Origin of the sequence: Variovorax sp. VaC1, from assembly GCF_043658315.1 — a bacterium.
Taxonomy (GTDB): Bacteria; Pseudomonadota; Gammaproteobacteria; order Burkholderiales; family Burkholderiaceae_C; genus Variovorax.
Genome location: NZ_JBIGLT010000030.1, coordinates 1 through 772 on the forward strand (window position 1 = coordinate 1; position 772 = coordinate 772).

General features: G+C 64.1%; 1 protein-coding gene. It reads left to right on the forward strand.

Annotation, left to right across the window (positions count from 1 at the left end):
- Nucleotides 1-772, forward strand: a 772-nt coding sequence (locus tag ACGLHS_RS32290; RefSeq protein ID WP_394486084.1) for a hypothetical protein, incomplete at both ends; no start/stop codon positions are given.

The following is a 772-nucleotide window of genomic DNA, read 5'->3' on the forward strand; positions in this document are numbered from 1 at the left end:
CCGGTGGACGTCGAGGTCGACAGGCTGCTGATCCCGGTGGAGGTCGAGGTCGACAAGCTGCTGATGCTGCTGGTCGCAGTGCTCAAACCGGTCGAGGTGGACGTGGACAGGCTACCGATGTTGCTCGTGGCCGTGCTCAGGCCAGTGGACGTCGAAGTCGACAGGCTGCTGATCCCGGTGGAGGTCGAGGTCGACAAGCTGCTGATGCTGCTGGTTGCAGTGCTCAGGCCGGTCGAAGTGGACGTCGACAGGCTACCGATGTTGCTCGTCGCCGTGCTCAGGCCAGTAGACGTCGAAGTCGACAGGCTGCTGATTCCGGTCGACGTCGAAGTCGACAAGCTGCTGATGCTGCTGGTCGCTGTGCTCAGACCGGTCGAGGTGGACGTCGACAAGCTACCGATGCCGCTCGTCGCCGTGCTCAGGGCGGTGGACGTCGAAGTCGAGAGGCTGCTGATCCCTGTGGAGGTCGAGGTCGACAGACTGCTAATGCTGCTCGTCGCTGTGCTCAGACCCGTCGAGGTGGACGTGGACAGGCTGGCGACACTGCTGGTCGCCGTGCTCAGGCCGGTGGACGTCGAAGTCGAGAGGCTACTGATCCCAGTGGAGGCCGAGGTCGACAGGCTGCTGACGCTGCTGGTCGCGGTGCTCAGACCCGTCGAGGTCGACGTGGACAAGCTGGCGACGCTGCTATTCGTCGTGCTCAGGCCGGTGGACGTCGAAGTCGAGAGGCTACTGATCCCAGTGGAGGCCGAGGTCGACAGGCTGCTGACGC